Annotated in this window: 23 protein-coding genes; 9 read left to right on the top strand and 14 right to left on the bottom strand. The window is 66.4% G+C overall.

What is annotated here, in order from left to right; translation table 11 throughout:
- Positions 1-226: hypothetical protein (locus tag AC3WLY_RS15040; protein ID WP_492332683.1), on the top strand; the 226-nt coding region annotated here is incomplete at its 5' end.
- A 1189-nt stretch (positions 227-1415) separates the two neighbouring features.
- On the opposite strand, the gene AC3WLY_RS15035 is transcribed toward AC3WLY_RS15040, so the two are convergent.
- Positions 1416-2543: an MBL fold metallo-hydrolase gene (locus tag AC3WLY_RS15035; protein ID WP_492308647.1), complete on the bottom strand. Its 1128-nt coding sequence runs from the start codon at positions 2541-2543 to the stop codon at positions 1416-1418.
- Positions 2544-2626: 83 nt separating this feature from the next.
- Between AC3WLY_RS15035 and AC3WLY_RS15030 the strand changes: the two genes are divergently transcribed.
- Both AC3WLY_RS15030 and AC3WLY_RS15025 read left to right on the top strand, forming a co-directional pair.
- Positions 2627-3280 (top strand): TetR/AcrR family transcriptional regulator, encoded by a 654-nt coding sequence (locus AC3WLY_RS15030; RefSeq protein ID WP_175963961.1) that lies wholly within the window; start codon positions 2627-2629, stop codon positions 3278-3280.
- Positions 3281-3478: 198 nt separating this feature from the next.
- Complete coding sequence (locus tag AC3WLY_RS15025) at positions 3479-3970, top strand: flavodoxin family protein (protein WP_175963960.1); 492 nt, start codon at positions 3479-3481, stop codon at positions 3968-3970.
- Between the two features lie 99 nt (positions 3971-4069).
- On the opposite strand, the gene AC3WLY_RS15020 is transcribed toward AC3WLY_RS15025, so the two are convergent.
- A complete protein-coding gene (locus AC3WLY_RS15020) occupies positions 4070-4654 on the bottom strand; it encodes a DUF2889 domain-containing protein (RefSeq protein WP_492308648.1) in 585 nt (194 codons plus the stop codon).
- 764 nt (positions 4655-5418) lie between these two features.
- Here AC3WLY_RS15020 and AC3WLY_RS15015 point away from each other — a divergent pair.
- Positions 5419-6081: a ProQ/FinO family protein gene (locus tag AC3WLY_RS15015; RefSeq protein ID WP_175963980.1), complete on the top strand. Its 663-nt coding sequence runs from the start codon at positions 5419-5421 to the stop codon at positions 6079-6081.
- Positions 6082-6582: 501 nt separating this feature from the next.
- Positions 6583-7644 carry a DMT family transporter gene (locus AC3WLY_RS15010; RefSeq protein ID WP_175963958.1) on the top strand — a complete coding sequence of 354 codons (1062 nt, stop codon included), beginning with the start codon at positions 6583-6585 and terminating at the stop codon, positions 7642-7644.
- 132 nt (positions 7645-7776) lie between these two features.
- On the opposite strand, the gene AC3WLY_RS15005 is transcribed toward AC3WLY_RS15010, so the two are convergent.
- The 8 genes from AC3WLY_RS15005 to AC3WLY_RS14970 all read right to left on the bottom strand — a co-directional run bounded on the left by AC3WLY_RS15005 (position 7777) and on the right by AC3WLY_RS14970 (position 14825).
- Complete coding sequence (locus tag AC3WLY_RS15005) at positions 7777-8142, bottom strand: bleomycin resistance protein (protein WP_175963957.1); 366 nt, start codon at positions 8140-8142, stop codon at positions 7777-7779.
- Between the two features lie 59 nt (positions 8143-8201).
- A complete protein-coding gene (locus AC3WLY_RS15000; RefSeq protein WP_175963956.1) occupies positions 8202-8804 on the bottom strand; it encodes a nitrogen fixation protein NifQ in 603 nt (200 codons plus the stop codon).
- An 84-nt stretch (positions 8805-8888) separates the two neighbouring features.
- Positions 8889-9314: a TOBE domain-containing protein gene (locus tag AC3WLY_RS14995; RefSeq protein WP_175963955.1), complete on the bottom strand. Its 426-nt coding sequence runs from the start codon at positions 9312-9314 to the stop codon at positions 8889-8891.
- A gap of 189 nt (positions 9315-9503) precedes the next feature.
- Positions 9504-11003, bottom strand: coding sequence for an efflux transporter outer membrane subunit (locus tag AC3WLY_RS14990; RefSeq protein ID WP_175963954.1), 1500 nt, complete (start codon positions 11001-11003; stop codon positions 9504-9506).
- Positions 11000-11977, bottom strand: coding sequence for an efflux RND transporter periplasmic adaptor subunit (locus AC3WLY_RS14985; RefSeq protein ID WP_492308649.1), 978 nt, complete (start codon positions 11975-11977; stop codon positions 11000-11002). The genes AC3WLY_RS14990 and AC3WLY_RS14985 overlap by 4 nt, the downstream gene beginning before the upstream one ends.
- Position 11978: 1 nt before the next feature.
- Positions 11979-12191: a DUF1656 domain-containing protein gene (locus AC3WLY_RS14980; protein ID WP_175963952.1), complete on the bottom strand. Its 213-nt coding sequence runs from the start codon at positions 12189-12191 to the stop codon at positions 11979-11981.
- Positions 12192-12225: 34 nt separating this feature from the next.
- The gene (locus AC3WLY_RS14975; protein WP_175963951.1) at positions 12226-14349 is read right to left on the bottom strand and encodes an FUSC family protein; all 2124 of its coding nucleotides are present in this window, start codon (positions 14347-14349) and stop codon (positions 12226-12228) included.
- Complete coding sequence (locus tag AC3WLY_RS14970; RefSeq protein ID WP_175963950.1) at positions 14346-14825, bottom strand: MarR family winged helix-turn-helix transcriptional regulator; 480 nt, start codon at positions 14823-14825, stop codon at positions 14346-14348. Before AC3WLY_RS14970 ends, AC3WLY_RS14975 begins: the two co-directional genes overlap by 4 nt.
- Positions 14826-15144: 319 nt before the next feature.
- Here AC3WLY_RS14970 and AC3WLY_RS14965 point away from each other — a divergent pair, with 319 nt between their 5' ends.
- The gene (locus AC3WLY_RS14965; protein WP_175963949.1) at positions 15145-16005 is read left to right on the top strand and encodes an HTD2 family dehydratase; all 861 of its coding nucleotides are present in this window, start codon (positions 15145-15147) and stop codon (positions 16003-16005) included.
- Positions 16006-16106: 101 nt separating this feature from the next.
- On the opposite strand, the gene AC3WLY_RS14960 is transcribed toward AC3WLY_RS14965, so the two are convergent.
- Positions 16107-17039, bottom strand: coding sequence for an MBL fold metallo-hydrolase (locus AC3WLY_RS14960; RefSeq protein ID WP_492308650.1), 933 nt, complete (start codon positions 17037-17039; stop codon positions 16107-16109).
- A 372-nt stretch (positions 17040-17411) separates the two neighbouring features.
- Between AC3WLY_RS14960 and AC3WLY_RS14955 the strand changes: the two genes are divergently transcribed.
- Positions 17412-17699 carry a DUF1330 domain-containing protein gene (locus tag AC3WLY_RS14955; protein ID WP_175963947.1) on the top strand — a complete coding sequence of 96 codons (288 nt, stop codon included), beginning with the start codon at positions 17412-17414 and terminating at the stop codon, positions 17697-17699.
- A 188-nt stretch (positions 17700-17887) separates the two neighbouring features.
- Here the strand turns inward: AC3WLY_RS14955 and AC3WLY_RS14950 are convergent, their stop codons facing one another.
- The 3 genes from AC3WLY_RS14950 to AC3WLY_RS14940 all read right to left on the bottom strand — a co-directional run bounded on the left by AC3WLY_RS14950 (position 17888) and on the right by AC3WLY_RS14940 (position 21341).
- Positions 17888-19588 carry a dihydroxyacetone kinase family protein gene (locus AC3WLY_RS14950; protein WP_492308651.1) on the bottom strand — a complete coding sequence of 567 codons (1701 nt, stop codon included), beginning with the start codon at positions 19586-19588 and terminating at the stop codon, positions 17888-17890.
- 231 nt (positions 19589-19819) lie between these two features.
- Entirely contained in the window at positions 19820-20977 is a 1158-nt protein-coding gene (locus tag AC3WLY_RS14945; protein ID WP_492308652.1) for a sigma-54 interaction domain-containing protein, read from the bottom strand.
- Between the two features lie 85 nt (positions 20978-21062).
- Positions 21063-21341, bottom strand: coding sequence for a hypothetical protein (locus AC3WLY_RS14940; protein ID WP_492308653.1), 279 nt, complete (start codon positions 21339-21341; stop codon positions 21063-21065).
- Positions 21342-21570: 229 nt separating this feature from the next.
- Here AC3WLY_RS14940 and msuE point away from each other — a divergent pair, with 229 nt between their 5' ends.
- Both msuE and sfnG read left to right on the top strand, forming a co-directional pair.
- Complete coding sequence (gene msuE / locus AC3WLY_RS14935) at positions 21571-22131, top strand: FMN reductase (RefSeq protein WP_310135966.1); 561 nt, start codon at positions 21571-21573, stop codon at positions 22129-22131.
- A 35-nt stretch (positions 22132-22166) separates the two neighbouring features.
- Positions 22167-23270, top strand: coding sequence for a dimethylsulfone monooxygenase SfnG (gene sfnG, locus AC3WLY_RS14930; RefSeq protein ID WP_492308654.1), 1104 nt, complete (start codon positions 22167-22169; stop codon positions 23268-23270).
- Positions 23271-23306 lie beyond the last annotated feature (36 nt).

The following is a 23306-nucleotide window of genomic DNA, read 5'->3' as shown; positions in this document are numbered from 1 at the left end:
ACGGCAGAACGGCAGAACGGCAGAACGGCAGAACGGCAGAACGGCAGAACGGCAGAACGGCAGAACGGCAGAACGGCAGAACGGCCGTCGCAGTCGTCAGAGGCAAGTGTCTTCGCCGATGATCGAGGCGGTATTCGTCCCGGCCGTCAGGACCGACGGCGGCGATGCCCGCATTCTCGTGGTGGCTGAATGCCCTGATCGCTTGGTGAGTCGCGCTCAAGGGTAGATGATTATTAACGCATTATGATACGGCCCCATTTAATGATATGGCTATCGCCGACGTGGTGCGTGCATAGTCCGGCAGGGGAGGGGTGCGAGGTTTCGCTATATCTTCCAGCGCTACAACCGGCGCAATGCCGTATCCCGCATTCCATATCTATTAGCAGTCGTGACAACGGTCGGCACAGGGGTGAGGGCAAATCCCTACGCCAAAGGTCGCCTGCCGGTCCAACCAAGTCGAATCGTGAAACATTCGAAAAAAAGTGGGGCGCCGCCGGAAATCCTTATCCAGCAATGGTTTGCGCCATATTCTTCATGTTGTTTCACGCAAAACACGCCTGATCCTCCTTGGAATTGGGGGCGTATGAATTTTTCATGGGCTACTGACGTCATCCAGGAGTTGGGTGGTGAATTGTGTTGTAATTGATACGTGATTGGTAGTATTTGATACATTTCGCGCCGAATGCTATCGTAGACAACGTCCAGTGAGTGTTGGTCCGGTGCATGACGATCGCTCGTCGAGTCACTGATCTGATGTCCAGCGCGCTAACATTCAACGCGAGTTGTCACGTGACAACGCTTTTCACCGATCGCGCGATACTACAAAGGGTTGTGGAATTCTTGGGGTCGACCGACGGCTCATTTGCCGTTGCAAATCGGTTGAACAGCAAGGTCACATCTATTCTTCTGCAGGCTCATGTCGGTGAGCTGGTGGAAGTAATAATGGAAGGTTGAGCCGCCTATCTAAACTTGCGTGCGAACCCATCGACTCGTGACGCCCTGTCGAACATAAGGCGATTGAACTGGTCGAGATAAGGTCAGCGCCCACGAATTACCCGATTCTTGCCCAGGACGACGAGGCCGAAGCCGTGGGCAACCATGCAGCCTATCGGATGTGTAGGCGCTTTCCTTCGATGGAAACGTAGATTCGAAAGGGGCAGCAGCTAGGCACTCGCCGGTTTCGTGCGAATTTGCAGATGCGATCCGCCGGCGTTTGCCGAAGCCTGCTGTCGCGGTCGGTCAACCGGTGCCCCGTATTGTTGAATGAAGCTATCGGGCGGCGCCGCGTGCATCATTTCCGATTCAGGTGATCGTATCGGCAGACAAGCCGCCAACGAACAACTGCCCCGAAAACGCGATGGCCGGAAACGCGGCACCGCCGCGCTTCCGCACGAAAGACGTAATGACAGGCGAACCTATTTCGTCGCTTGCGACGCGCAAAATTGCCACCTGCGCGATTTCGTTGCTGCCGCCGCGTTCGCGTGCTCGTCTACCGTGCGCCACCACCGCTCGCCTCGATGCGGCTCGTCGAGATCAAGGCGCTCGCCCATTCTGGGCGTGGACAACTCGATGCCGCGCACGATCGACAACGCCGTTACTCGCTCGAACGGCTCGTGCCAGCGATGCATCGCGAGATCGAACGTACCGTTGTGGATCGGGATCAGACAGCGTCCGCGCAAATCGATATGCGCCTGAACGGTTTCTTCCGGTTGCATGTGCACGTACGGCCATTGCGCATCGTATGCGCCCGTTTCGATCAGCGTCACGTCGAACGGCCCGAGGCGCTCGCCGATCGTACGGAACCCGTCGAAGTAGCCCGTATCGCCGCTGAAAAACACGCGCAGGTCGTCGTCGACGATGACCCACGACGCCCACAGCGTGCTGTTGCCGTCGAACAGGCTGCGCCCGGAGAAGTGTTGCGCGGGTGTTGCGGTCAGCGTCAGGCCGGCCACGTCGACGCTCTGCCACCAGTCGAGCTGACGGACCTTCTTCGCGTCGATGCCCCATTCGATCAGACGGTCGCCGACGCCCAGCGTTGTCACGAACACGCCGGTGGTGGCCGCGAGCGCGAGCACCGTATCGCGGTCGAGGTGATCGTAGTGATCGTGCGACAGGATCACACCGCGTAGCGGCGGAAGATCTTCAAGCGCTATCGGCGGCGCATGGAAGCGCTTGGGGCCAACATTCCGAAACGGTGATGCACGCTCGGCAAACATGGGATCGGTCAGCCAGAATTCTCCACGCAACTTGAGCAGCAGCGTCGAATGGCCAAGCCGGTACAGGCTGCGATCGGGCGCCGCGTCGAGCTGTGCACGGGTCAGCAAATCGACGGGCAGCGCGCCAGCCGGCACGGTATTGTGCGGCTTGTTGAACAGCATGTTCCAGGCAATCCCGAGCGTCTTGCCGATACCTTCGGCAGGACGCGGCGCGACATTGCTGAAGCGCTCGCCATTGTGCTGCGGCGAACCGCCGGACAGCGCGCGTCCGCGCCTGGCGGCTGCAAAACCCAGAATGCGGTGAATCAAAACAAGAGGCGATGCCATGTCGGTTCGTCCGAGGATAAAAGTACACTAAGTAGTGTAATTTATTTCTGAGATAAGTAAACTGCCCGGTGTAAAATTTCGGTATGGATACCAGCACTCTCCCTCAACGCCTGACCGATCGAAAGCGTGCGGCCATCATCGACGCGGCGATCGAGGAATTTCTCGCTGCAGGCTACGATGCAACCAGCATGGATCGCATCGCTGCGCGCGCGGACGTGTCGAAGCGTACGGTCTACAACCACTTTCCCGGCAAGGAAACGTTGTTCGCCGCGATCCTGCACAAGCTGTGGGATGCGACCCAAACCGGTAGCTCACCGACTTATCGCACCGACGTGCCGCTGCGCGAGCAGCTGCTCGCCTTGCTGGAGCGCAAATTGCGCCTGCTGAACGACGATGCGTTTCTCGCACTTGCGCGCGTCGCGATCGGCGCGGCCATCCATTCGCCGGAGCGTGCGCGCGACATGGTCGAACGCCTCGGCGAGCGCGAGGAAGACCTGACGGTCTGGGTGCGTGCGGCAGCGTTGGCCGGCCGCCTGTCGGTCACCGATCCGGTGTTTGCCGCGCATCAGTTGCATGGTGTCGTGAAGGCATTTGCATTCTGGCCGCAGGTGACGATGGGCCAGCCGCCGCTCACGGCGCCGGAGCAACAGAAAGTCGCGGAATCGGCCGCCGACATGTTTCTCGCGTACTACGCGCGTCCGGACGACGGCGACGCATTACGCGTCGCGCCGGATTGACCGCACATCAGGAAGATCATGCGCGAATCGAAGTCGATGTCATGCACGCGATCGATGCACGCTTGGCATCGCTGAGCCGGCAAACCGACTGATCCGCAAGAGCGAACGCACAACCGCCCCCACACACGTGATGACTGGCCATCCAACGGAAACCGGCGATACGCCGACCCACCTGAAGCCTGACACGAGCGACTACGAATGAAGACGCTGTTGATCGTCTATCACACGATGACCGGAGGCACGCAACAGATGGCCGAAGCGGCGGCCGACGCGGCGCGCGAGCAACCCGGTGTCGATGTCAGGCTGCAGCGCGCGGACGCGACGAGCGCAGACGATGTGCTGGCCGCCGACGCATACCTGTTTGCGACGCCCGAGAATCTTGCGTCGATGTCCGGGCTGATGAAGGACTTTTTCGATCGCTGCTACTACGCGGCGCTCGATCGCGTGAACGGCCGTCCATACGCGGCAATGATCTGCGCGGGAAGCGATGGGCAGAACGCGCTGCGCCAGATCGACCGGATCGCGACCGGATGGCGATTGAAGAGCGTGGCGCCCGGCCTGATCGTCTGTACTCACGCGCAGACGCCTGAGCGCATCCTCGCGCCGAAGACGATCGACGACGATGATCGTGCGCGCTGCGCTGAACTTGGCGCGGGCCTTGCCGCCGGACTCGCACTGGGTGTCTTCTGATTTCGGACCGGCAGCATTCGCGCTGGTCCGCGCAGACAACGCACGCATCCATGTGCGTCACCGATCCTGCAGACGCCGAACCGGCCGAATGCCGGGACCTTAGCTGCCTTTTGCCGTCGGCTCAGGCCGGTGGTATTCGGGCCAAAGACGTTTCACGAGATCGCGCGACGCGCCATACGCATGGCAACTGTCGATCTTGAGCGGCTTGCCTTCGCGGTCGCGGGCGTCGAGCGACGACCGCCGCATACCGACCATCGTTTGATAGGCCGTGGTTGCAACCGGGCCGAGCAATTCCTTCAGATGCGTGCACGTATCGCAGGACGGCAGACGCTTGCGGATCTCGCTGTTCCAGCCGGCACCGATGCTCAGTCCGACGAGCGCCTGCAGCGAGTCGCCGCCGCCGGGACACTGCGCATACGGATGCGACCGGATGAAGGTGGATACGGCGCGTACGACCATGTCGGCGTCGAAGACCAGCGTCACGCCGAGATCGTGGATCGGAGACAGAGCAGCGACCGTCCGCGTGCCGCCCGGTGGCGTGAAATCGCTGGTCTTGCGGTCCGCGAGGCAGGCCGTCACTTCGAACAGGCCGTCGCTGCGCCGATAGCCGCGCATGTCGATCTGCCGATGGTGAATCTCCTCGCGCGTGATGCCGTCGTGCGAGATGTCGTGTGGGAGAACCATGTATCCGCTCCGCTTCGTACAACCGGTTCTTTAGCAGGCAAGAGGGATGCTGCCGGCCGACCGGGGCGACGCAAAATGGGCCAAGGTACGCTGCCGACGACGTTGACCCGGCCATACTACGCATGTTCCGGTATCTTCGTACGCCACACGATCGATGCGGACGCAACGAGTCGTGTACGGGTCCGGTGCAATCGATGGGCGTACCGGGATGTCACGACAGGCTGCGTCGATCCATCGTCATGTGCGTCCCGTTGTCGCGATCGCCGATTCGCATGCAGCCGACGGGGCGCCGTCCGCGATCCGGAATCGTCGCCGTGGCCGGCGATGCGCCCGCGCGGCACGATCTTTTTCGGCTCCGCAACGCGCAACACGCAACACCACGCGCCGGGTATCGATCAGCGGACGCCGTCGGGCCGACCGTTTCGCTCACAACTGGCCCGATTTTCGATGACGGTTGTGAACGACGTGACTTCCGGAAACGTATACATATAATGCGCAACGCGGCCGCGCGGACGCATTTTCCGCACGCTGGATCGGGCAAATGCAGACCGGCGAGTCAGCCGGCCGTCGCGCGTACCGGTATACTTCCCTCCTGCCTTGTCCGGCATCGTGGCCGGGTGCCTGAAAACAGAGTGGCGTGCGCGATGCGGCCCCGTAGTGTTCCGCATCGGCGGCAGACGGGTCGCACGCGTGGCGGCGAAGCTTTTTGCGCCGCGCGGAATGGCCGCACGAACCACACCTTATATTCCTGGTGGATTGAATTTATGGGTTTTGAACAACTTGCCGAATTGCGGGCGCAGCTCGCAGCGAAGGCCAAGCAGGAGCGCAACGCGAAGCGACCTGCGGCGCCGACGGACGCCGGCGCGAAGCCGAAGTCCGGCGACCAGCCGGCCCGCGGGGCCAAACCGGGTGCCGGCTCCAAAGCGCAGCACCGCGCGAAGCCCGCTTCGGCGAAGCCGTCGGCGCCGGTCGATCCGGTCATCGTTGCGATCGGCAAACTGCAGCGGAAGTTTCCGCGCGCGTTCCCGAAGAATCCGGCCCCCAAAGTACCGCTCAAGGTCGGCATCTGGGACGACCTCGCACGCGAGGCTCAGGCCGTGGGCCTCAACGAAGCCGAACTGCGTGAAGCGATGTCGACGTGGTGCCGCGGCAACCGCTACTGGTCGTGCCTTGTCGAAGACGCGGTGCGGGTCGATCTGCAGGGCAACGAAGCAGGGCGCGTGACGCATGACGACGCCGCGCGGGCGCGTCGGCTGAAGGCACGCCGTCCCGGCAAGGGTGCGGCGCAATCGTCCAAGGGCGCGCAGCAGCAGCCGAAGGCCGAGCAGCAGGCCGAGGCCGCAGCAGCAGCGCCGGAACCGGCGAACGCGGAAGCTCAGACCGACGTTGCGCAGCAGATCGAGCAGCAAACGGCCGGAAACGAGTAACACGCACCGCGTCGCCGTCGACTGTACGGCGCTCACCCGCATGCATGCCGCATGCGGCGAATCACACGACAGACTGACCTGCCTCGAAAGGGGCAGGTCAGGACTGCCTCCACCGGCGGTTGACTCGCCGGCACTCCCCCTGCGACATCAGACCGGCAACGCAACCGGACGAACAGATTCCGTCAATCGGCGCTGCATCCGCGATGCTTCGACTTTGAAGTTTGCGCATGGATAGTACGCATGCCTGATTGCGATGGCACTTCAATCACATAATTCGGTTTCCTAAGATAGTGATATCGGGATCGTCGATCGGCATGTGAACGACTCCGTCCGGCCATCGTGACATGATGACGAGCGATAATCCCGGCTGGATCGTGACACCACGCGCAGGTTGTTCAGCGCGATGCGGCTTGCACTTCGAAAGGTGCGGGAGGCTTGCTCCGACACGAGCCGACCCGAAGCCACGGGCACCGTTTTTTTTACGTCAATTCAAACCGGATCATGAACCAGAGACATTCCGCGATTCTCGTCGCGCTCACCGCGGCCGCGCTGTTCGGCGCAGCGACACCGCTCGCCAAGGCGCTGATCGGCGCAATGTCGCCGTTCATGGTCGCCGGCCTGTTCTATCTCGGCAGCGGCGTCGGGCTCGGCATCGGGATCCTGCTGCGCGGGTTGCGCAACCGCCGCGCATCGGCCGCGGATGCCGCGTCGCCGCAGCGCGCCGACCTGCCCTGGCTGGCCGGCGCGATCGCGGCGGGCGGCGTGGCCGGCCCGGCGTTGCTGATGCTCGGGCTGTCGAGCACGCCGGCTGCGACGAGCGCGCTGCTGCTCAATCTCGAAGGCGTGCTGACGGCCATCATCGCGTGGGTCGTGTTTCGCGAGAACGTGGATGTGCAGGTGTTCCTCGGAATGGTCGCGATCGTCGCCGGCGGCGCGCTGCTGTCGTGGATGCCGGGCCGGGCAGGCGTGCCGGTCGGCGCGCTGCTGATCGTCGGCGCATGCCTGTGCTGGGCGATCGACAACAACCTGACCCGCAAGGTCGCCGCGAACGACGCGATGGTCATCGCGTGCGTGAAAGGGCTGATCGCCGGGCCCGTGAACATCGGCATCGCGCTGGCGACCGGTGCAACGCTGCCCGCCGTACCGGTCACGGCCGCCGCGATGCTGACGGGGCTCGGCGGCTACGGGATCAGCCTCGTGCTGTTCGTCGTCGCGCTGCGTCATCTCGGCAGCGCGCGTACGGGCGCATATTTTTCAATCGCGCCGCTGTTCGGCGTGGTGCTGTCGCTGCTGATCTGGCCCGCGCTGCCGTCCGCGACGTTCTGGATCGCCGCCGCGCTGATGGCGCTCGGCATCTGGCTGCATGTGCGCGAACGGCACGAACACACGCATGCGCACGAGCGGCTCGAGCATACTCACCGGCATCGGCACGACGAACATCACCAGCATACGCACGACTTTCCGTACGATGGCAACGAACCGCACACGCATCCGCATGTGCATCTGCCGATCACGCATAGTCACGCACATTTCCCGGACATTCATCACCGGCATCGGCATTGACTGCGTCGTAAGCGGTGAACGGCCCGACGCATGCGATGCGCATCGCAAGGTGACCGTTTATGGGGCATGCGTCGAATCGCGCGCCCGTGTATTTCCATCGTCGCTCGATCGCGGCAGCGACAGGGGGCGTGCCTAGTCTTCCGTCTGGATCAACCGGATCAGCGAACCGTCCGGATCGATCAGTGCGCCGACCGTGCCGCCCCACGCTTCGCGTGTCGGCCGGTGCGCACGCGGCCAGCCGGTCCGTTGCTCCGGAATGCCGGCTGCGAGCATGTCGTCGAAGAAGGCGCCGACATCCGCGAGCCGGAAACAGCAACTGAACCAGCTCGCGGCTGGATCGAGTTCGGGGTGCGGAAAGAATTCCAGCAACAGGTCACCGCGTTTGAGGATCATCCAGCCGTCGTCGCGCCACGTTTCGACGAACCCCAGTTTCTCGTAGAAGCGGGACGTGGTTTCGAAATCGCGCGACGGCAGGTTGGGGCTCGCAATGTCGGTCAAGGCGGTTTCTCCGGTTGGCGATGCGACGAAACGCGCGGGCAGCGCAGCCGCCGCGGCGGCTATCGCGCGTGAGGAAAGCAGAAGCCGAAATCTTCGCAGCCCGGGCATCCGGGGGCGGGCCCCGGTGGTATGCCGAGCGATGCCGCCACTTCCTGTGCGAGGAATTTTTTCCAGCGCAGGTGAGCGACGTTGCGCGCGGCGAGCACGGGGAAATAGCGATCGAGCATCGCCGATACCGCATCGCGTCCGTCGAGCCCGAGGTCGCGCCACAGATGATCGGGGCGCAGGCACGCATGCGCGATGATCGACGCCAGGCAGTCGGCGTCGTCGCGGGTCGCAGCGGGATTCGCGTCGTCCATCAGCCGCGCGTGCAGCGTCGCGACGAATGCCGCGTGGGTGGATGGCAGCAGCGCCATCGCCACCGTCGACACGAGTGCGGCGGCATCGGGGGAAGGCAGGCGCTGAAACTGGCGCGCAAGCAGGCCAGCCAGCTGCGCATGAGACAGGCCGAGCAGCCCGAGTTCGTTGCGGCGCGCGCGTGCCGCAACGAGTGCGCCGAACAGGCGTGCGTCGGGAGTGTCGGCGTTGGCCGCCGCGAGCAGCAGCGACTGCAACGCCCGTTCATGCGAGGACGGTTCGATGCGATCGTGTGCGGCGGTCATCGTGCACACCTGCGTGACAGTCGGGCGACACGACCCGCGCGAATGCGCGGCGCAAACCGGATCGCGATTGCGCTCGTCATGTGATCACTCGACGCCGACGATCACGCTCGATGCCTTGAAGATCGCGGCCGCGGCCGTGCCGCTCGCGAGGCCGAGGCGGTCGACGCTGTCGTTGGTGACGATCGCGACGATCTCGGCGCCGCCCGCGGCCTGGATCACGACTTCCGAATTGACCGCACCCGTCGCGACCGACGATACGGTGCCCGCGACGCAGTTGCGGGCCGACACCTTGCTGCTGTCGACGTCGACCATCACGATGACCGACGATGCCTTGACGAGCGCGAACGCCTGCGTGCCGGCCGCGAGGCCCAGCGAAGCCGCGCTGCCGTGAGTGATCACGGCGACGATGTCGAGGCCGTCCTGCGTGCGGAGCGTGATTTCGTCGTTGACGGCACCGGGCTTGACGGCGCTGATCTGGCCGGCGAAATGGTTGCGGGCGCTGGTTCGCATGATGACTCTCCGAGGGGATGCCGCTGCCGGAGCGGCAGCGGAAGATGAATGGAAGTGCATCGGGCAGTTTACCGTCAACGCGGGTGTCCGTCGTTCTCCGGATGCTATGGCGCGAATCAGGAAAACCCGTTTGCACACGGCGTTTCACGAAGCCGGCGCCATATACCGAGATCTATGACGCTGGGGCCATTACTCGTTCGCCGCGCGTGTCGAGGCGGCACGCGCGGCGGTGGGCCGGGCATCCCCCGCGGTCGCCGCGTTGTCGCTGTCCCATCCGCCGCCAAGCGCGAGGAACAGCCGCACCTGATCGGCGGCGACCTGCCCTTCGGCCGCCGCGACCTGTGCCTGCACGCTCGTCAGCGTGCGCGTCGCGTCGAGGTCGGAAAGGAACGACTCGCGGCCGGCCGCGTAGAGACGATGGGTTTCGTCGGCGGAATGGCGCGCCGATTCGTAGGCCGTGCGCAGCGCATCGGTGCGCTGCACGTCGGCGGCATAGGTCGCGAGGCTCGACTGCGTTTCGCGCAGCGCGTTCAGCACGACACCGTCGAAGTGCGCGAGCGCACCGCCCGTCGCAGCCTCGGCTTCGCGTACACGTGCACGTTGGCCGTTGACGGGGAATGACCAGCTGATCAGTGGTCCGAACGACCAGCGATTGGTCGTGGACGAAAACAGGTCGGCGGCGAGGCCGACCGAGCCGGCCGACGCGCCGATGCTGATCGACGGGTACAGCGCGGCGGTCGCCACGCCGATTCGCGCGGTTGCCGCGGCAAGCTGCCGCTCGGCTTCGCGAACGTCGGGGCGGCGGCGCAGCAGCGCGGCACCGTCGCCGATCGGAATCGGCTGGCGCAGCTTAGGCAGGCGTTCGCATTCGGCGACGGCCTTCGGCAGGTCGGCCGGCGAGCGCGCGAGCAGCGCGGCGAGCTGGTATTGCGCGACCTTGCGGCGGCCTTCGAAGCGCGGGATATCGGCGGCGAGCGTGCGCACCTGCGTCACGCCGCGCGTCACGTCGGTCTGGTTGCCGCGTCCGGCATCGCGCAGCCGCTGCGACAGCGCGACGCGCTGCTTCTGCAGCGCGAGCGACTGCTTCGCGATCGCCAGCTCGTCGCCGGCCGAGCACGATTCGACGTACGCCCGCACGACGTCGGCGACGACCGTGATGCGTGCCAGGTCGCCGGCCGCCCTGACGGCTTCGCTGTCCGCGCGCGCGGCTTCGACGCCGCGCCGCAGCTTGCCGAACAGGTCGATCTCGTACGACACGTTGAAACCGACCGCGCCTTCGTTGACGACCGGCAGCTTGTTTTCGAGCAGGTACTGTTCGGCCGATTCCTGTGCGCGTTGCACGGCTGCCTCCGCACCGCCCGAGAATCCGCCCTGTTCGTTCGCGACTTCCAGCGCCGCGCGCGAGCGCGCGAGGTTGGCAGCGGCGACGCGCAGGTCGGTGTTCGACTTCAGCGCGCTGCGCACGAGCTCGTCGAGCACGGGATCGTCGTATAGCTGCCACCAGTTACCGGGCACCGCATCACGCGATACGAGCATGCCGTTCGCGTCGTCGAGCGCGTGGTTCGCGAGCGGCGCATTCACGTACGCCTGCTGCGGCAGCGTGTAATCGGGGCCGACGGACTTGCACGCGCCGAGTGCGAGCGCGAGTGGCGCGAGTGCCGCCGCGAGGCGCAGACCGTGCCGTTTCATCGCGATGCTCCCGCCGTGCTTGCGGCCGCACCGGAAGCCGTCGATACCGGCGCGACTGCCGACGTCGCGCTGGCGGCAGCCGGCTTCGCGTTGTCGCGGCGGCGCGTGTCGGCTTCGCGCATCGAAACCGTCGCGGTGCGGCCCGCGATCATCCGGAAGTCGTCGGGCACCTCGTCGAGCACGACGCGCACCGGCACGCGCTGCGCCAGCCGCACCCAGCTGAATGCCGGGTTCACGTTCGGCAGCAGGTTCGCACCCTGCGTGCGGTCGCGGTCCTCGATCGCGGCGACGATGCTTTGCACGTGGCCGCGCAGCGCATGCGGCTCGCCCATCACGACGATGTCGACCGGCTGGCCGATATGAATGCCGCGAAGCTTGGTTTCCTCGAAGTAGCCGTCGACGCGGAACGAATTGCGGTCGACGACCGACAGCACCGCGCGGCCGGCCGGCACGTATTCGCCGACGCGCGGCGCGCGGTCGTTCAGGTAGCCGTCGACCGGGCTCACGATCGTCGTGCGCTGCAGGTTCAGTTTCGCGGTGTCGAGCGACACCTGCGCATCGGCGACGGCGGCCTCGCCCTGTTCGACGCGCGTGCGGCTTTCCTCGACCTGCTCGCTCGCGACGAGGTTGCCGAGCAGCAGGTTGCGCGCGTATTCGCGCTTCGCCTGGGCGAGCGTCGCGCGGCGCTGCGAGAGCGTCGCTTCGGCGAGCCGTTCCGCGAGCGTGTAGCGGGCCTGGTCGATCACGAACAGCACCTGGCCGCGCCTGACCTCCTGGTTGTCGGCGACCTGCACCGACGTGATGAGGCCCGACACGTCCGGCGCGACCTGGATCACGTCGGCGCGCACGTGCCCGTCGCGCGTCCACGGCGAGAACATGTAGTAGTTGATGATCCGCCACAGCACGAGGCCGGCCACGACGACGACGATCAGGGTGAGCAGGATTTGCCCTGCCGAGAGCCAGGATTTTTTCACGTTAGGTAGCCGCGAGATGGTGGGAAACGATCACGACGGCGGCAAACACGAACACGTAGATGCCGAGGTCGAAGATCGAACGGTGCCAGACGAGGCGGTAGAAGCCGACGCGCTCGAGCACCGCGCGCACGGCGATGTTGATCAGGTAGGCGATCAGCATCAGCACGAGCGGAGCCGGCACGAATACGCCGAAGATGTCGATTTCGCCGATCATGGTCGCGCTCGGAAGGACAGGTTGGAAAGCCGGATCATGCGCGTGCTCCGCCCGGTGCCTGCGGCGCTTGTGCGGCCGCGGCCGGATACAGCGACAGGCGCAGGCCGACGAGCGCGTGCAGCGTGTCGCGCAGCCGGCGATGCGTGGCGGGCGTGGCCGGCGCCGTGCCGCCGTCGGCCGGTGCGGTGCCCGGCAGGTTGCGGCCGGCCACGCGGTGCAGCGCATCGTCGATCGACGCGAGCAGCGCCGGCGGCGCGGGCTGGCGCGCGTTCGCGGCCGCGCAGCGCGTGTAGTGGTCGGTGACGCCGGCGAGCACGCGATCGATCGCGTCGGGCACGTCGCCCGACAGCCGGCGGCGCGAGCGGCGCAGGTCGAGCGCGTTCAGCGCGATGCGCAGGTCGCGGAAGCTTTCGATCGACGGGTGGCGGTGGTCGTCGGATGCGCCGAGACGCGGCAGCAGTTGCGTGACGCGATCGAGCATCCGCGATGCGTGGTTGCGCTGGTCGTCGAGCGGCTGTGTCGATGCGGAGCGCACGACGTCCTCCCAGCCCGAGCGCAGCAGGCGCCGCACCGCGAGTTCCGCGCCGAACGGCCGCGTCGCGCGTGTCCACAGGTATGCGAACAACAGCCCGGCAACGCCGGCGAGATTGCTGTTCAGGAACACGAAGAAGTCGGCTTCGTATGCGCTCTGGATGCTGATGAAGGTGGCCGTATTCACCGCGACGAGCATCGTCACCATGTTGAACTGCGGGCGCGGCAGCAGCGTGCCGATCAGGATGAACGGGCCCGCGAACATCAGCACGAGCATCGCGAAGTCGTGCACGTGCGGCAGCACGACGAACAGGTACAGGCCCGCGAACACGACGCTCGCGGCCGTCGACAGGAAGAACTTGAACACCAGCGGCGCGGGCTCGTCGAGCGCGGCGAAGAAGCTGCACGACACGGCCACGAGCGTGACGGCGGCCGCGCCGTCGTGCCAGCCGGACGAGATCCACAGCCAGCACGCGAACACGATCGCGAGCACGACGGTCAGCGTGGAGAACAGCATCATCCCGCGATCGAAGAAGCGTTCGGTGCCGCCGAGCCGCCAGTGCCGGTAGCGCGGCTGCCAGACGCCTGACTCGTTCGCGATCAGCGCGCGCAGCGAGCGGCAGTCCTGCCAGATGTCGATGACCTGGCGCAGCCGCCACAGCGCATTCGACAGCAGCGCACCGTCCCAGCTCGTCAGCGCACTGTCGGCGGGCTGCAGCGCGGCGATGCGCTCGCGCAGGTTGTCCGCGACCGGATCGTGCGCCATGTCGCCGTCGGCGCCGGATTTCACGGCCGGCAGCGGTGCGTCGAACCACTTCGCGGCGTCGACCAGCAGCGCGTCGAGCGCGGGCGGGCGCACGTGCAGGTCGCGCATCAGCGCGATCAGCGGATCGGCGAGCGACGACATCAGCGGCAGGAACAACTGCATCCGGCCCGCGAGCGCCTGCGCGCGCGCGAGGATGCTCGGATGCGCATGGTCGTAACCCAACTGGCTCAGCAGGAATTCGAGGCCGGTGATCGTCGTCGCGAGGCGCTGCCGGCACGCGGACAGCGCCTTGCCGGCGATATGCCCGGACAGCGTCTCGCGACCGTAGAACGCGGCGTCCTTGAACCATGCGTCGGTGCGCTCGATCAGCGTCGGCGCGAGCCGGTTCGGGAACACGGCACTGCCGACCACGCTCGCGCACACGATGCCGAGCACGATTTCCTCGGTGCGCGCGATCGCGACGTCGAATACCGTGGACGGATCGGTCACGGTCGGCAGCGCGATCAGCGGCATCGTATAACCGGCGAGCATGAACACGTAGCTGCGTGCGGTGCGGTCGGAGATCGCGAGGTAGAGCAGCGTGCCGCACCACGTCGCGACGATGATGCTGAACAGGATCGGCGTTTCGACGAACGGTGGTACGAAGAAGATCGCGGCGGCCGCGCCGAGCGCGGTGCCGAGCGCGCGATACAGCGCCTTCGAGCGCGTCGCGCCGACGAACGGGTTCGACACGATGTAGACGCTCGCCATCGCCCAGTACGGGCGCGGCAGCTGGAAATACAGGCCGAGGTACAGCGCCAGCATCGACGCGGCGAACGTCTTGCCCGAGAACAGCCAGTCGCGAAGGCTCGGATAGGTCATGACGCGGAATCGGCGGCGTGGGGCGGGTGCGGCGTGGGCTGCGTCGCGTCGGACGCGTTGAAGGCGTTCAGCACGCGCAGCGTCGTTTCGAGATCGGCGCGCGTGACGCCCTTGAGCACCTGTGCGCGCAGCACGCGCAGGTCTTCCTCCATCTTCGCGGTGACCGCGCGACCGGCGGCCGTCAGCGAGATCGTTTTCGCGCGCCGGTCGTGCGGATCCTCGTCACGGCGCGCGAGGCCGGCCGCGCACAGCTGGTCGAGCAGGCGCACGAGCGACGGCCCTTCGATGCCGACGTGTTCGGCGAGCGTGCCCTGCCGTACGCCTTCGCCGAGGCGGCCGGCGATCAGCAGCGGCGTCGCGCAGGCTTCGGACACGTTGTACGCGTTCAGCACGCCGTCGCTGGTACGGCGCCACTTGCGCGCGGACAGCACGAGCAGGCTGCTGACGGCGAGGCGGAGGTCGTGCAGATTGGTCATGGGCGAGATGATAGGGGCAAAAACATTCGATAGCAAACTATCGGTTTGTTGTCACCCGCGTGTCATGTCGCGCGTGGCCCTGCCGGCCCGTTTGAAGCAATTTAGGCGGCGTGCCGGCGATGGTCAAGCTGTAAGGTTGGTGTCCGGGAGCCGCATGCGGTCGCGCGGCGACTATATTGAATGGTCAGGCGAGATCGGTCGGAAAGGGAAGGGCCGTGCATCAGGAAAATGCGGGGCAAGGGTTCGGGAAAGCCGACTTCGCGAAACGGCGCGCGGCGCGCATATTAGGAGCATTGCAATCGCATCGGAGACTTCGCACGTGTCGACCTCATCTTCCCAGCCCGCCGACGCGGCGTCGATCGACGCGTGGCTCGGCAAGACCGAAACGCTCGGCGACGACATCGCCGTGTTCCCGCTGAACGCGCTGGCCGCCACGCTCGACCGCCCGTCGCCCGGCGATGTCGTGCCGCCGCTGTGGCACTGGCTGTATTTCCTGCCCGTCGCGCCGCTGGCCGAGATCGGCCCCGACGGCCACCCGAAGCGCGGCGGTTTCCTGCCGCCCGTGCCGCTGCCGCGCCGCATGTGGGCCGGCGGCCGCCTGACGTTCCATGCGCCGCTGCGCGCGGGGCGTCGTGCGACGCGTGAATCGACGATCGCGAACATCGAGGACAAGACGGGCCGCAGCGGCCGGCTCGTGTTCGTGACGGTGCAGCACCGGATCGAGTGCGACGGCGCGCTGTGCGTCGAGGAAGAGCACGACATCGTCTATCGCGACGCGCCGCAGCCGGGCGCGAGTGCGCCGGAGCCGATCGCGACGCCCGCGGGCGAAACGTGGTCGCGCATCGTCACCGCCGACGCCGTGATGCTGTTCCGCTATTCGGCGCTGACCTTCAACGGTCACCGCATCCACTACGACCGCAGCTATGTGACGCAGGAGGAAGGTTATCCGGGGCTCGTCGTGCACGGCCCGCTGATCGCGACGCTGCTCGTCGATCTCGTGCATCGCGAACGGCCCGACGCGACGCTCGCGAGCTTCGCGTTCCGCGCGGCGCGCCCGACCTTCGACGGGCAGCCGTTCACGCTGTGCGGCAAGCCGTCGGACGACAGCGGCACGATCGAGCTGTGGGCGAAGGATCAGGATGGCTGGTTGACGATGCAGGCTACCGCGACGCTCGCCTGACGCACCGGCTATCCGACGTTGCCGATGCCGCTGGCGTTGCGCATCCAGAGCGTGCTGCGCGTCAGCAGCTGGATGGCGGCGTCGCCGATCGTTGAGATCAATCAGTAGTCCCACAGAACCGGAACAAAGCGAAAGCCTTTGCCGTTTTTTGCAATGTGGCCGATGGACGGGAACGCGACATGTGCCGCGGCCAGCAGAGCGCCGGTTTCGGCGGCTTCGTCGAGCAGCGCGATACGCACGTCCACAGACGCTTCAGGATCGTGCTCGAAGCCATTTTGCCACTCGGGATTATCGAAGTTGACTTCGAAAATCGCGTCGCCTACGAACGTCAGTTTCTCGCCGTTCGATGCGACGTCCACGACGCAGTGCCCCGGCGTGTGCCCGCCCGTCACGCGCGCCGATACGCCCGCTGCGACTTCCACGGTCTGATCGAACTGCACGATGTTCTCGCCGTAGAGCTCCACGAACTTTGCAGCAGCCTTGCGGAGCGCGGGGGGCACCGTTTCAGGCATCACCGTCTTGCTGAAGTCCGGATTTTTCCAGAACGCCACTTCCGCGGCCGATACGTGAATGCGCACGTCCGGGCGCAGCTTGGCCTTGACGCCGTCGACGTTCAGCCCGCCGACGTGATCCATGTGCATATGCGTAATCACGATATCGGTGATGGTAGCCAAGTCGATGCCGGCCGATTCCAGGCGCATCACCGACTGCCCGGCGCGGGTGAAGTATTCGAAACCGTCGCCGACGCCCGAATCGATCAGGATCAGGCGATCGCCGCTGCGCACCAGCGCGATATTCAGCGCCCAGTCGAACATGTCGCGTTGCAGGAAACGACCATCGAACCATTCGTTGCGGTCCGCTTCGCTCACGTTGGTGGACATGGTGGAGGTCGGCAGCGGCAGCACGCCATCGCTGATCAGCACGACATCGACGTCGCCCACGCGCACGGCGTAGCGGGAAGGCACGAGTTCGCCCGACCCTTCTTTGCCAAGGTTGGCGATAACTGGCTGCACATTGCGGGTTGTCTGGCTCATCTTCGATAGTCCGGTTGATTAAATGGGGGTAAGCGCGTACTGCGCGCCGCGGTCCACGAGCGCGACCACCAATTCGGCGCGTTTCGTTTTGCTCGCTTTCCGACCGAGCGTGAGACAGATTGTAGTCAGGGGGTGCGAGCGCCAGTAGCATCGCGAATGCGTACACCATGTTGTCCGAATGGCGACAATCGACGACGGGCGGCCGCATTTCGACCTGTATTCGTCCTGTACGGCAAGCCGGAGCCGGTCGGGCTCGGACTTGGGCAGGCCGCGCCGTTTTTCGGCGAACACCTGTAAGCTGCGTGCAGGCCGCATGCGGTTTGTCGAGCAGCGCAGCCGTCCCTTTCACGCATCGCATCAGGAGCACGCATCTTGGCCACCTATATTGTGTTTACACGGGAAAGCACGCAGGACCAGCACGAACTCGACGTCTACCAGAGCCAGGTCGGCGCGACGCTCGCCGGCCACCCGGTGAAGGTGCTCGCCGCCTACGGGCCGCAGGAAACGCTGGAGGGCGACGGCCCGGAAGGCGTCGTGATCGTCGAGTTTCCGTCGAAGGAAGCCGCGCACGCGTGGTACCACGGCCCCGAATACCAGACGGTCGTCCAGCACCGCTTCAAGGGCGCGCGCTATCGAGCGGTGCTGGTCGAAGGCGTCTGAGCGCGGCACCGCAGGTATTGCCCCCGACACGATGCATGGCAGGCGAAGATGCGCTGATTCCGGCGTGTCGGGGTCGAAGTCGATGGCGGTGAATCCGGCCGGCATCGCAATGGCAGCGCACATCGGCGCGCGGCGTGCAGCGATGCGCGACGATGCGCGACGATGCGTCGAAGCCGCGCCTTTCGCATTCACCCGACGTGCGCCTGCAACGCCCGCAACCAGTACGACACCGCAACCGCGCCGCCATCCGGCGTGCCGATCGCGCGTTCGCCGAGATAGCTCGCACGCCCCGCGCGCGGCGTCATGCGCGCCGTTTCCCGCGCGCCGTGTTCGGCGGCCTCGACGGCTGCCGCCCATGCGCTCGCGGGATCGCGATCGCTGTCGAGCGCTCGGTCGAACGCATCGGCAGCCGGCACCAGCGCATCGAGCATCGTCCGGTCGCCGGCGTGCGCGCCGCCGAGTTCGCTGATCGAATCCACCGCACTGCGGAACGCCACGGCCCAGTCGCGTGCCGACGGCTCCGCGATATCGGCCAGCCGGCGCGACGCGCGCAGCAGCGCGGTCGCATAGAACGGTCCCGAACTGCCTGCAATGGCACGGCGCAACGCGGCGCCAAGCGCCGCGAGCGCACCGGTCGGCGTGCGGTACACGGCTTCGGGCAATTCGAGAATCGCCTGTGCGGCGCGCAGCATGCTCGCGCCGAGATCGCCGTCACCGGCTGCCGCATCGAGGTCGGTCAGCGTCTGCTCGTGATCGATCAGGGTCTGCGCGACCGCGTGCAGTGCCGGCTGCAGGCGCGCGGCCCACGCGCGGCCGGCCGCGTCGAGCGGCGGCAGCGGTGCGTCGTGCGAGTCGGCCGTGGCTACACGGATGTGCGTATTCACGGCGCCGCCGCCCGGCCATGCACGCGCCTGCGTCGGCGCGTCGAGCAGCGCCGCGCGTTCCTCGTTCAGCCGCAGCACCGAGACGGAGCAGCCGGGCATGTTCAGCGCCGACAGGAACGTGCCGGCCCACGCGCGCGCGACGACGATGCCGCGCCGGCTCAGGTTGTCGTACGCGGCGCGCAGCACGATCGCGAGTTCCATGTCCGGCGTCGCGCCGAGACCGTTGACGAACAGCGCGACGCGTTCGCCGCCGTCGAGCACGAGATCGGCGACGATGCTCGACAGCAACGTGTCGACCAGCGCGTCGGCGGGCAGCGGCGTGCGGCGTTCGACACCTTTCTCGCCGTGGATGCCGAGGCCGAGCTCGATTTCGTGATCGGCGAGGCTGAAGCCCGACTTGTCGGCGCCCGGGATCGTGCAGCCGTCGAGCGCGACGCCCATCGTGCCGAGTTCGGCCGCCGCGTCGCGCGCGATTCCCGCGACGCGGGCGAGCGGCAGCCCGCGCGCGGCGGCCGCGCCGGCGAGCTTGTGGATCAGCACGGTGCCGGCGATCCCGCGCCGCTGGCCGCGCTCGACACGGCCGCGCAGCGACACGTCGTCGGCGACGATGACGGTCTCGACCGGAATGCCTTCCGCCCGCGCGAGCTCGGCGGCGAGCCCGAAATTGAGCCGGTCGCCCGTGTAGTTCTTCACGATCAGCAGCGCGCCGTTCGGGCCGGCGCTCGCGCGGATCGCGGCGAGCACGGCGTCGGTGGACGGCGACGTGAACACTTCGCCGCACACGGCCGCGCTCAGCATCCCTTCGCCGACGTAGCCGCCGTGTGCGGGCTCGTGGCCGCTGCCGCCGCCGGAGAGGATCGCGACGGGCCGCTGCGACGGCTCGGGCAGCGGCTGGCGGACGAGCACGAGCTCGTCGCCGAGGATCGCGAGATGCGGCGACTGCCGCGCGATGCCTTCCAGCATTTCTCGCACGACATCGGACGGGCGGTTCACAAGCTTCTTCATGACGACGGTTCCTGACGGGTGAACGGGGCTCGGCCGGGCCCGCGCGGGCGCCGGACGGCTTTCGTGCAGCGGATGTTCGTGCGGGTGCCCTGTCGCAGGCAGGGTCGGCATCGCCGGCGCATGCGACGACGGGCGCGCGCTTCGCGCCACGATACATCAGGTCGGAACCTCGATGCACGGATCGCGGGCGCGATCGTGCCGTGCCGGGACGGTGGCCCGCCCCGGATGCTGCTACTTCGCCGCCGCGATCTCCTTCGCGCGAATCAGCCGCGCGCGCAGCACGTTGCGGCTGATGCCGAGCAGCCGCGCCGCCTGGATCTGGTTGCGGTGGCTGAACTCGAACGCGACGCGCATCACGGTGTCCTCGATGCGTTCGAACAGGTTGCCGTGCCCGTCGTCGAACAGGTCACGCAGCGCGCGTTCGAGCGCGTCCTGCGCGGCGGCGGACGAATCCGGCGCGCGCGCGGCGGCCGCCGGCGTGCACGGCGATGCAATGTGCAGGTCGGTGTCCTGCAGCGAATCGTGGCGGCTTACGAGCAGCGCATGATGGATCACGTTCTCCAGTTCGCGGATATTGCCGGGCCAGCCGTGCGCCTCGAGCCTGCGCTCGGCGCGCGGATCGATGCTGCGCGGCCCGTAGCCGAGGCGGCTGCGGTAGTCGTCGAAGAAGTGGCGCGCGAGCGGCAGGATGTCGCCCGGCCGCTCGCGCAGCGTCGGCACCGCGAGCTGCACGACGTTGAGCCGGTAGAACAGGTCGCCGCGAAAATGCCCGGTCGCGACCGCCTGCTGCAGGTCGACGTTGGTCGCGGCGACCACGCGCACGTCGATCGGCATGCTCGTGCGCGAACCGAGCCGCACGACCTCGCGCTCCTGCAGCACGCGCAGCAGCTTGACCTGCATCGGCAGCGGCAGGTCGCCGATCTCGTCGAGAAACAGCGTGCCGCCGTTCGCGGCTTCGAACCAGCCCGGTTTCGCGCTGAACGCGCCCGTAAACGCCCCTTTCTCGTGGCCGAACAGTTCGCTCTCGACCAGCGTTTCGGAGAACGCGCCGCAGTTCACGGCAACGAACGGCCCGTCGTTGCGGCGGCTGAGGCTGTGCACGTGTCGGGCGATCAGTTCCTTGCCGGTGCCCGTCTCGCCGACGATCAGCACGTTCGCGTCGCTCGGCGCGACGAGGCGAATCCGTTCGAGCAGCGCGACCGAGCGCGGATCGACGAACACCTGCGCGCGGGCGCGGATCGACGTCGCGAGCGCAGGCCGGTCGGGCAGCGTGAGGACGGGCGCGAGGCGTTCGGTTGTTTGCCGGGCGTCAGACGCGCCCGGTTCGTCGCGGGACGGCGTGACGACGCGCAGGTCGGCCGCGCGAGGCGATACGGAATGGGATGTCATGGCTGTGTAGGCATCGGGTCGCTGCACGGGTCGGTCAGGCCACGATGGACATTGCTGCCCGGGTGCTGCGTATTCAGCGGAGTGTTCAACGTTTTGCGCCACGCGGGAAGCATCGATTTCTATAACCAATGCCGGATTGCTGCGCTGGACGCAGTTGCGCAATGCGATGTCGTTCGGTGAAGCGAATTGTGGCGCGCGGACGTTGATAAAGCATCGGTTTCGACACGGCTGCATCGATGTGCCGAGTCGCGGCGGCGCGCGATCGCTGCGAACGGGTGCCGCGTGCGTTGCGGATTCCACGCCGAAACGGAAAGACGCCCACAACATACACCGTGCTGCTGATCAGGAAGCAGCGAATCAGCACAGCTGTTTCCCGCGATTCATCTCGCTGCGGAATATGGATGTGATGCGCCGGCTGGCACGCTTATCGACATGCGGCGATCGGCGAATATGCCGCGACAGGACGTCGATTGCGACGCATTTCGTCATGCAGACGATCGCTTTTCATGGCGATCTCCGCATTGGCACGCTCCTTGCGGACCCATGACGTGACGGGTGCGTTGGCGCCCGACTCGACAATGGGAATGCAACCGATGAGCAATGCCATCAACGTGGTCGCGATATCGGGCGGCCTGCAACGGCCGTCGCGCACGCTGGCGCTGACCGACGCGATCGTCGCTGCGCTCGGCGCCGCGCTGCCGATCGATACGCGGCTGATCGAACTCGGCGAGATCGGCGGCCGGCTGGCCGGCGCGCTGACGCGCGCGCAGGTGCCGGCCGACCTCGAAGCGCTGATCCGCGCGATCGAGACGGCCGATGCGCTCGTCGTCGCGAGCCCCGTGTATCGCGCGTCATACACGGGCCTCTTCAAGCACCTGTTCGACCTCGTGCGTCACGACGCGCTCGTCGACGTGCCCGTGCTGCTCGCCGCCACCGGCGGCAGCGAGCGTCATGCGCTCGTGATCGATCATCAATTGCGGCCGCTGTTCAGCTTCTTCCAGGCGCGCACGCTGCCGATCGGCGTGTACGCATCCGAAAGCGATTTCGACCGATACGACATCGCGAACCCGGCGCTGCGCGCGCGCATCGCGCTCGCCGTCGATCGCGCGGTGCCGCAACTGCGCCCGCATGCGCTTTCCGCCGCGGCTGCGTAGGCCGTTTCCGTTTCCCCTTCGACCAGGACACCTTCATGAGCGTTACCGACTCTTCCGCCGATTGCGTCAAATTCGCCTACTGGGTACCGAACGTCAGCGGCGGCCTCGTCGTCAGCACGATCGAGCAGCGCACCGACTGGAGCCTCGAATACAACCAGCAGCTCGCACGCACGGCCGAAGCGGCCGGTTTCGACTATGCGCTGAGCCAGATCCGCTTCACGGCCGGCTACGGCGCCGAATACCAGCACGAGTCGGTGTCGTTCAGCCAGGCGCTGCTGCATGCGACGACGAAGCTCAAGGTGCTCGCCGCGATCCTGCCGGGGCCGTGGAATCCGGCGGTGGTCGCGAAGCAGCTCTCGACGATCGATCACATCTCGAACGGACGCATCGCGATCAACGTCGTGAGCGGCTGGTTCAAGGGCGAATTCACCGCGATCGGCGAGCCGTGGCTCGAGCACGACGAGCGCTATCGGCGCTCGAAGGAATTCATCCAGGCGCTGAAGGGCATCTGGACGCAGGACAACTTCACGTTCAAGGGCGATTTCTACCGCTTCAACGACTACACGCTGAGCCCGAAACCCGTGCAGAAACCGCATCCGGAAATCTTCCAGGGCGGCAGCTCGCGCGCGGCGCGCGACAACGCGGCGAGCGTGTCAGACTGGTATTTCACGAACGGCAATACGCCGGAGAACCTGAAGGCGCAGATCGACGATATCCGCGCGAAGGCGGCCGCGAACAACCATCGCGTGCGCATCGGCGTCAACGCGTTCGTGATCGCACGCGACACCGAGGAAGAGGCGCGGGCCGTGCTCGACGACATCGTCCGGCACGCGCACGTCGAGGCCGTGCATGCGTTCGGCGATGCAGTGAAAGAGGCCGGCAAGGCGTCGCCGGAAGGAGAGGGCAACTGGGCGAAATCCACGTTCGAGGATCTCGTGCAGTACAACGACGGCTTCCGCACGAACCTGATCGGCACGCCGCAGCAGATCGCCGAACGGATCGTCGCGCTGAAGGCGATCGGCGTCGATCTCGTGCTGGCCGGGTTCCTGCATTTCATCGAGGAAGTCGAGTACTTCGGCCGGCGCGTGCTGCCGCTCGTGCGCGAACTCGAGGCGCAGCGGCAGGCGGTGGCCGCGTGATGGATGCCGGCCGGCGCGCGACTCGCGATTGCGGGA

This window comes from Burkholderia sp. FW306-1C-G01B (assembly GCF_058781685.1).
The sequence above is the reverse complement of the archived record's forward strand: the minus strand, read 5'-3'. Positions and strand labels throughout refer to the sequence as shown.

Coding starts and splice junctions, on each gene's coding strand:
- AC3WLY_RS14950 (WP_492308651.1), bottom strand. CDS start 19,588: ATGAAGAAGCTTGTGAACCGCCCGTCCGATGTCGTGCGAGAAATGCTG.
- AC3WLY_RS15000 (WP_175963956.1), bottom strand. CDS start 8,804: ATGACCGCCGCACACGATCGCATCGAACCGTCCTCGCATGAACGGGCG.
- AC3WLY_RS14990 (WP_175963954.1), bottom strand. CDS start 11,003: ATGAAACGGCACGGTCTGCGCCTCGCGGCGGCACTCGCGCCACTCGCG.
- msuE (WP_310135966.1), top strand. CDS start 21,571: ATGAGCAATGCCATCAACGTGGTCGCGATATCGGGCGGCCTGCAACGG.
- AC3WLY_RS14980 (WP_175963952.1), bottom strand. CDS start 12,191: ATGATCGGCGAAATCGACATCTTCGGCGTATTCGTGCCGGCTCCGCTC.
- AC3WLY_RS15010 (WP_175963958.1), top strand. CDS start 6,583: ATGAACCAGAGACATTCCGCGATTCTCGTCGCGCTCACCGCGGCCGCG.
- AC3WLY_RS15035 (WP_492308647.1), bottom strand. CDS start 2,543: ATGGCATCGCCTCTTGTTTTGATTCACCGCATTCTGGGTTTTGCAGCC.
- sfnG (WP_492308654.1), top strand. CDS start 22,167: ATGAGCGTTACCGACTCTTCCGCCGATTGCGTCAAATTCGCCTACTGG.
- AC3WLY_RS14975 (WP_175963951.1), bottom strand. CDS start 14,349: ATGACCTATCCGAGCCTTCGCGACTGGCTGTTCTCGGGCAAGACGTTC.
- AC3WLY_RS14960 (WP_492308650.1), bottom strand. CDS start 17,039: ATGAGCCAGACAACCCGCAATGTGCAGCCAGTTATCGCCAACCTTGGC.
- AC3WLY_RS15020 (WP_492308648.1), bottom strand. CDS start 4,654: ATGGTTCTCCCACACGACATCTCGCACGACGGCATCACGCGCGAGGAG.
- AC3WLY_RS15025 (WP_175963960.1), top strand. CDS start 3,479: ATGAAGACGCTGTTGATCGTCTATCACACGATGACCGGAGGCACGCAA.
- AC3WLY_RS15030 (WP_175963961.1), top strand. CDS start 2,627: ATGGATACCAGCACTCTCCCTCAACGCCTGACCGATCGAAAGCGTGCG.
- AC3WLY_RS14945 (WP_492308652.1), bottom strand. CDS start 20,977: ATGACATCCCATTCCGTATCGCCTCGCGCGGCCGACCTGCGCGTCGTC.
- AC3WLY_RS14995 (WP_175963955.1), bottom strand. CDS start 9,314: ATGCGAACCAGCGCCCGCAACCATTTCGCCGGCCAGATCAGCGCCGTC.
- AC3WLY_RS14970 (WP_175963950.1), bottom strand. CDS start 14,825: ATGACCAATCTGCACGACCTCCGCCTCGCCGTCAGCAGCCTGCTCGTG.
- AC3WLY_RS15015 (WP_175963980.1), top strand. CDS start 5,419: ATGGGTTTTGAACAACTTGCCGAATTGCGGGCGCAGCTCGCAGCGAAG.